This window comes from Chryseobacterium sp. 2TAF14, from assembly GCF_052115105.1.
Lineage (GTDB): Bacteria > Bacteroidota > Bacteroidia > Flavobacteriales > Weeksellaceae > Chryseobacterium.
This window is the reverse complement of record NZ_JBFRGA010000165.1, coordinates 1-6,361: the sequence shown is the minus strand read 5'-3', so window position 1 is coordinate 6,361 and position 6,361 is coordinate 1. Positions and strand designations below refer to the sequence as shown.

The following is a 6,361-nucleotide window of genomic DNA, read 5'->3' as shown; positions in this document are numbered from 1 at the left end:
AAGTAGAAGTGATGATATCTACTCTACCCATTACTTCGTTGGCTTCGTGAGTTCCACGACCTGTTTTACCGATGAAACCAGTTGCGTGAGAATCGTCTACCATTACCAAAGCATCGTATTTATCGGCAAGATCACAAACTCCTTTTAGGTCTGCAACAATTCCGTCCATTGAGAAAACTCCGTCTGTAACGATGATTTTAAATCTGTGATTTTTTTCGGAAGCAGCAATTAACTGAGCCTCCAAATCTGCCATATTGTTGTTTTTGTAACGGTATCTTACTGCTTTACAAAGACGAACTCCGTCAATAATTGACGCGTGATTCAGCTCATCTGAAATAATTGCATCTTCTTCTGTAAACAAAGGTTCGAAAACTCCACCGTTTGCATCAAAACATGCTGCATAAAGAATCGTGTCTTCAAGACCTAAAAACTCAGCAATTTTTTGCTCTAATTGCTTGTGAATATCCTGAGTTCCGCAGATAAAACGTACCGAAGACATTCCGTAACCGTGAGATGCGATCATTTCCTGAGACGCTTTCATTACTTCAGGATGGTTTGATAATCCCAAATAATTATTGGCACAGAAGTTTAAAAGCTTTTTCCCATTGGCTTCTATCTCTGCACTTTGCTGAGAAGTGATGATTCTTTCTCTTTTGTAAAGACCATCGTTTTCAATATTTTCAAGTTCGTTCTGTAGATTTTCAAGATACTTTCCGGAGATCATTATAATTAAATTTTAGTTGCGCTAATTTAAGAAAAAAGGCATTAAGGATAATTCTTTTTTAAATCTTCAAAAAAAAGGTTGTCAAAAAAATGACAACCTTGTAACATAATAGTTTAGTATTTTATTTTTTGATAATCTTTTTAGTTTCTGTTATCCCGTCTTCATATTGTACAGTTAACAGATAAGTTCCTTTAGTAAAGCTTTTAATATTCAACTTAGAATCTTTGGTTTTAAGAATTGTTTTACCAGATAAATCGTTGATTGTAACAAAGGATATTTTTTTATCGGAAGTAACATTTACAATATCATATACCGGATTAGGATATACTTTTAAGTCAGATTTAACAGCTGTTTCTTTGGTTCCTAAAGTTGCAGAACTCATAGCATTCATAGTTATATCATCTACAGCACTTATTAATGTATCTCCTCCGGTAAATATATCTATTTCAGAGATATCCTTATTTGCTGTCGAAGTATACGGACCATAAACTGTTCCATTTACAGATACAGATGTTTGACCGTTAGCATAATTGTAAGATAACGAAATATTATACCAAGTATTATCCGTTAAAGTCATCAAAGTATTTCCTGCGGTAGAGTTTTCATTATAATAAAATAATTCTTTAGTATCATGTGAATACTGAATAGTAGCTAGATTAAAATAATCACTTCCATCTGCATATAATTGAAGTGAAGTAGCACCTAATCCTGATCCGGAATAGAAATTATACTTTAACTCTAAGATATTATTCCCGGACGTTCTGGTTGCCCATCCATTGGTAACGTCTTTAAGAATCCACATATTCGTTGTAGTAGTTCTCGGAAAATGTAGAGATTTGCCGTAAGTAGCAGCATTAATTTCTGCTATTTTAACCTGAGCTGATGATCCTCCATCTCTTGCCCAGCCTCCTTGTGTACCTAAATTTCCTGTAGTGTAACTATTAAAGTTGTCATTAAGAATCACCTGAGAAAATGCTATACCAAATATTGGTAATGTTAATAATAAAAATAGTTTTTTTTTCATGTTTTAATATATTTATAATACACAAATATATTAATAAAACATAAAATATCAAAAAAAATCAAATAATATTCAATAAAAATTATAATTAATTAAAATATAATCATTTTTTTATTATTTTTTTTACAAATTCACAATCATAAAGTTTTATCTTTATAATATACAGTCCAGAAACAAGAAATGAAACATCAATTCGTTTTCCATTTGAGATACCATTTTCCTGAAAAATATTTATAAGACTTCCTTTTGCGTCGAATATAGCAATAGAATGAATTTTATCGGTGGTTTCAATATTTAATATTTCTGCTGTCGGGTTAGGATAGATTTTTACCTCTTCTCTTTTCCTTACCTCATCAGTAGAAAGTACGGAAAGATTGTTGATCTGTATATTATCTACTTTGAAACCTATCCCGTAATCATCATAAACAAAATCAATAGCCTGAACGTTTTTATTAACTCCTAAAGCACCCGAATAAATTTGAGTTCCGTTTACAAAATACTGCAAAGTGTTATCAGATTTTTTAATAACAACCTTCAAATTGTACCATTGATTTGGAGTTAAAACCGGACCGTTAACAAATCCCGAATCTGTTCTGAAACTCAATGTTCCCGTCAGATAATCAATCTGAAAAGAAGCTGTAAAATCTGAGATTAATGCATTGTTATAGATTGCAATTTCATAGGAAGAAGAATTGAGCCCTGCAAAATTATAATCAAAAGAAATTTCAACATCATTGCTGGTTATAAGACTTGTAATGTTTTTTTCAATTCCGCAAAGATCTTGTACAAACCCATTACTAATCATGTTAAAAGATCTTGTTCCATCTGTCGGATTTGAACTGACTACTTGCGCATTTGTTACGGGAAGACCACCCCAAACCGTCCAACCTTGCTGGCCACCCAAATTTCCTACTACATATCCTTCTGAAGCTTCAAAAGAGATTTTTTGTAACTGCGCTTTAAAAAAAAACGCTCCAAATAACAGAAATGTCACTAAAGTAAATATATTTTTCATAACAGAAAATTATTTAACAAATAATGAGTCAACATGTTATTAGTGTTTAAAGAGTGCAAAAGTGATACCTTATTTTCAATAATTCAAATATTTATTGACAGTTGTATTTAATATTCAATATTTTCTAAGCACCATAATTGTATTATCAATGTTTTCCAAACATTTTTCCGAAATTTATTTCACAATATAAAGAAACAAGAAAACAGAATTTTCTTTAATTGCTGCAAAATTATAATCCTTACATAAAAAAAGCTTTCACGAATGAAAGCTTTAAGATTACAAAACAATTTTTATTGTCTCTGTTTTTTGTCTGTTTTTTTATAAACGATTCCCTGTAAAGATTTGATACGAGCAGTACATTCATCGGAAACAAGTATCATTACAAGATTTTCCCCTATAATTTCATACTTGTATTTACCTTTTGTTCCTGCATTGCAAGGCGTTCCACCAGAGCTTTTTACAATATTAATTTCGCCGTTGCTCAAGGTGTAATTCATCGTTTCAATGACTCTATTTCCGAGTAGCACATCAATTTTGTCTTTTGAAAATTTAAGATCAATCTCGGTTTCCTGAGGGATTTTTGCAATTCCGGTCCATTTTGAATCTAATAAAGGATTATCGGATTTTTTAGAATCGCACGAAATGAGATTCCAGATTAAAAACATTACTAAAAAAGTTTTGAAAAAGAATAAATTTGTTTTCATAGAGTATGATTTTTTTGTTTACAATCAAATATACACTGAAAATCAATACAATAATCTTTTTTTTATTCTTTTACAAATTTTAAGTTTGAATTTAAAATTTTTATAAAGTAAACTCCCTTCTCTAAAGTAGAAACCTGAATATTCTTATCTGTTTTTCCTTTTTTCACCAATCTTCCGTCTGTTGTATAAATTTCATAGCCGGTTTCTTTTTTTAACCCGGAAACAAATAAATCATCCTTTACAGGATTAGGATAAATGCTAAACTCTTCAGCCTTGAAATCTGTAGTATTTAAGCTATTATCCTGAGAAACGGTCGAGTTTTTCTCCAACATTTGATATTCATAATTAAACTGTACACTTGCAATCGGGAAAGCCACTGTTTCTGTAAAATACTGGTTATTCGAGGTATTATTCAAAGCAAAAAAAGCAGTTTGACCACCAGTTCCGCTCACTTTTATTGGCAAAGGCATTTCAAAAAAGCTGACCGATGAATGACTTTGAGTTTGTGAGGCTTTAAAAGTAACCTGATTCCCCACTTGTTTCCATCTGATGTCATAGGTAGGATAACCCTGTCCGTAAATCCAGTCGTTAAAAAATTCTGTAAAATCTTTTCCTGTCGAAGTTAGCAAAGAAGCATTCAAATCAGCTGTTCTTGCATAGCTGTATGCCAGATTCGGTCTTGCATGATACTCTTTTAATGCCTGATAAAACGCTGTGTCTCCCAAAATCCACTTGATCATTCTTACCACATAACCGCCCTTTGAATAGGACAATCTCCCGCTAAAAATAGCGTTGATATTTCCTAAATTACTGTCTGCAACATACACGCTGCCACCAATAGCACTCGTAATAAAATTTTTCTCACCTAAAAGATAATTAAGAAAATCTGCATTGCTCATTAATAATTTTTCGTAGGCAACATGCTCTCCAAAAGTAGCAAAACCTTCATTCAGCCAAATGTCATTCCATGCTCCGCAGGTTACTTTATCACCAAACCATTGATGCGCCAATTCGTGAGCGATCAATTGTTTGCTCCACGATCCCATTGAAGACATTGTTTGATGTTCCATTCCACCACCGGCCTGAAATTCCATGTGACCATACTTTTCATTACGGAAAGGATAAGGTCCAAAAAAAGTTTCAAAAGTATTCATTACAGTTTTCGTCCATTCGATATTTGCCATGCTTGTAACATCTGCATTTGTAGACGGATAAATATAATTTACAAATGGAAAAGGCGGGTTGCCCATCGTATCGTTTAGTTTTATAAAATTCGTAATCGAAAGTGCGATCAGATAAGCCGCAGTCGGATATTGTGTTCTCCAGAAAGTACGCTTCTGACCGTTTCCTAAAGTTGTTTCAGACATCAGCTTGCCATTCGCAGCTACATTGTATTGAGACGGAGTTGTAACTTTTATATCAAATCTTTCAATTTTATCATTTAAGCTTTGCTTTGTGGGAAACCAGTCCTGTGCTCCGTAAGGTTCATTTAAGGTTGAAAGAATTGCGCTACCGCCCTGAAAACCATTAAAAAAAGAATTATTAGAGGTATCGGGAGCTCCATTATAATGAATGGTAAGAGAATCTAAAACATTGGCAGCCAAAGAAGTTGCAAAATTAATTTTCAGCTCTTTAGTAGAAAGCTGTTGGAAAGTAAGGTTCTGACCGTGATAGCTTACCTGAGAAACTGTGAGATTATTATTAAGATCAAAATAAATATTATTCAACACCTGAGTCGGCTTGAAATGAGAAGTTACCGATCCTGAAATATTGTAAACTGCCGGATCTATGGCTACATCCATTCTCTGATACTGCAGGTCATAATTTAAAGTATTCGGATTGGTATTTCCTATCGCCATTTTGGCTGCATAAGATTGCAATTCTTTCTTTAATAAACCTTTTTTTTCAGCATTCTCATTTTGGTTTTGAGCCGATAAAGTATGAATAGCAAAGGTCATTAAACATAGAATATAAAATTTTCTCATTGTCAGATAATTAGGGATTAAAGATAAAAAAAACCTTTCAATCAAAGATTAAAAGGTTTCTATATAAAATTAATATTTTTTTAAAGATCCAGAGCAGGTTGCAAAATCTTTTCCATTTTACTTTTCACCTGACTTACCGAGCCTGCATAATTGTTTACCATCAATGAGAAAACTAAAGTTCTTCCTGAATTGGTTTTTAAATATCCCGCTAAAGTTTTCACTTTATTTAAAGTTCCTGTTTTTGCAAAAACCTGTCCGTTTCCTTCTCCTAAAAACATACTTTTAAGCGTTCCGGATTGACCGCCAATCGGCAAAGAATTGAAATAGGTTTTATAAAATTTCTCATCCATTAAAGAAGTTAAAAACTTCACCTGAGAAATTGGCGTTACATGATTGCTTCTGGATAAACCGCTTCCATCCATATAATTTAAACCTTCCAGATCAAAATCAATTTCTTTCAGATGATTATTAACCACCATTCTTCCAGATTCTGAAGTCTGATCACCCATTTTCTGGAAACCTACCGTTTTTAATAACGCTTCCGCTAAAGAGTTATCACTTCTCTGGTTAGTATAATAAATAATATCGCCTAAAGTTGGAGATTTATATGCTGCAATCATTTTTCTGATTTCCGGAGATGCATCGGTCATTTTAGGAACAACTTTTCCGGTAACCGCGATACCGCTTTTTACCAGATTTGCTCTAAACGAGTTAGCAAGAAAAGCCGGAGCATCAGGCAATTTTGTAGTTAAAGTTCCGTTTCCGTCATATTTTTCGGCATACACTATTTTATTCACATAAGGCGAAACATAGAAAAACTTTTTATCTGCCGCAGGATTCATTGATTTCTTTACAATAAGTCTCTCATTTGCAGGATTAATCTCTTTTGTAGTACCTACAGGAAGATAGTAG

At 33.0% G+C, this 6,361-nt stretch carries 6 protein-coding genes; all 6 read right to left on the bottom strand.

From position 1 onward, the window contains the following. Nucleotides 1-724 (bottom strand): aminotransferase class I/II-fold pyridoxal phosphate-dependent enzyme (locus tag AB4Y90_RS14455; RefSeq protein ID WP_441558246.1); only part of this gene is annotated, 724 nt, incomplete at its 3' end. 121 nt (nt 725-845) lie between these two features. After that, a complete protein-coding gene (locus AB4Y90_RS14450; RefSeq protein ID WP_441558245.1) occupies nt 846-1,688 on the bottom strand; it encodes a T9SS type A sorting domain-containing protein in 843 nt (280 codons plus the stop codon). A gap of 160 nt (nt 1,689-1,848) precedes the next feature. Continuing rightward, entirely contained in the window at nt 1,849-2,760 is a 912-nt protein-coding gene (locus AB4Y90_RS14445) for a T9SS type A sorting domain-containing protein (RefSeq protein WP_441558244.1), read from the bottom strand. Between the two features lie 290 nt (nt 2,761-3,050). Then, nucleotides 3,051-3,464, bottom strand: a complete 414-nt coding sequence (locus AB4Y90_RS14440; RefSeq protein WP_441558243.1) for a hypothetical protein — start codon at nt 3,462-3,464, stop codon at nt 3,051-3,053. A 62-nt stretch (nt 3,465-3,526) separates the two neighbouring features. Further along, the gene (locus AB4Y90_RS14435; RefSeq protein ID WP_441558242.1) at nt 3,527-5,449 is read right to left on the bottom strand and encodes a M1 family aminopeptidase; all 1,923 of its coding nucleotides are present in this window, start codon (nt 5,447-5,449) and stop codon (nt 3,527-3,529) included. A gap of 80 nt (nt 5,450-5,529) precedes the next feature. Beyond that, the coding region (gene dacB / locus AB4Y90_RS14430; protein ID WP_441558241.1) for a D-alanyl-D-alanine carboxypeptidase/D-alanyl-D-alanine endopeptidase at nt 5,530-6,361 on the bottom strand (832 nt) is incomplete at its 5' end.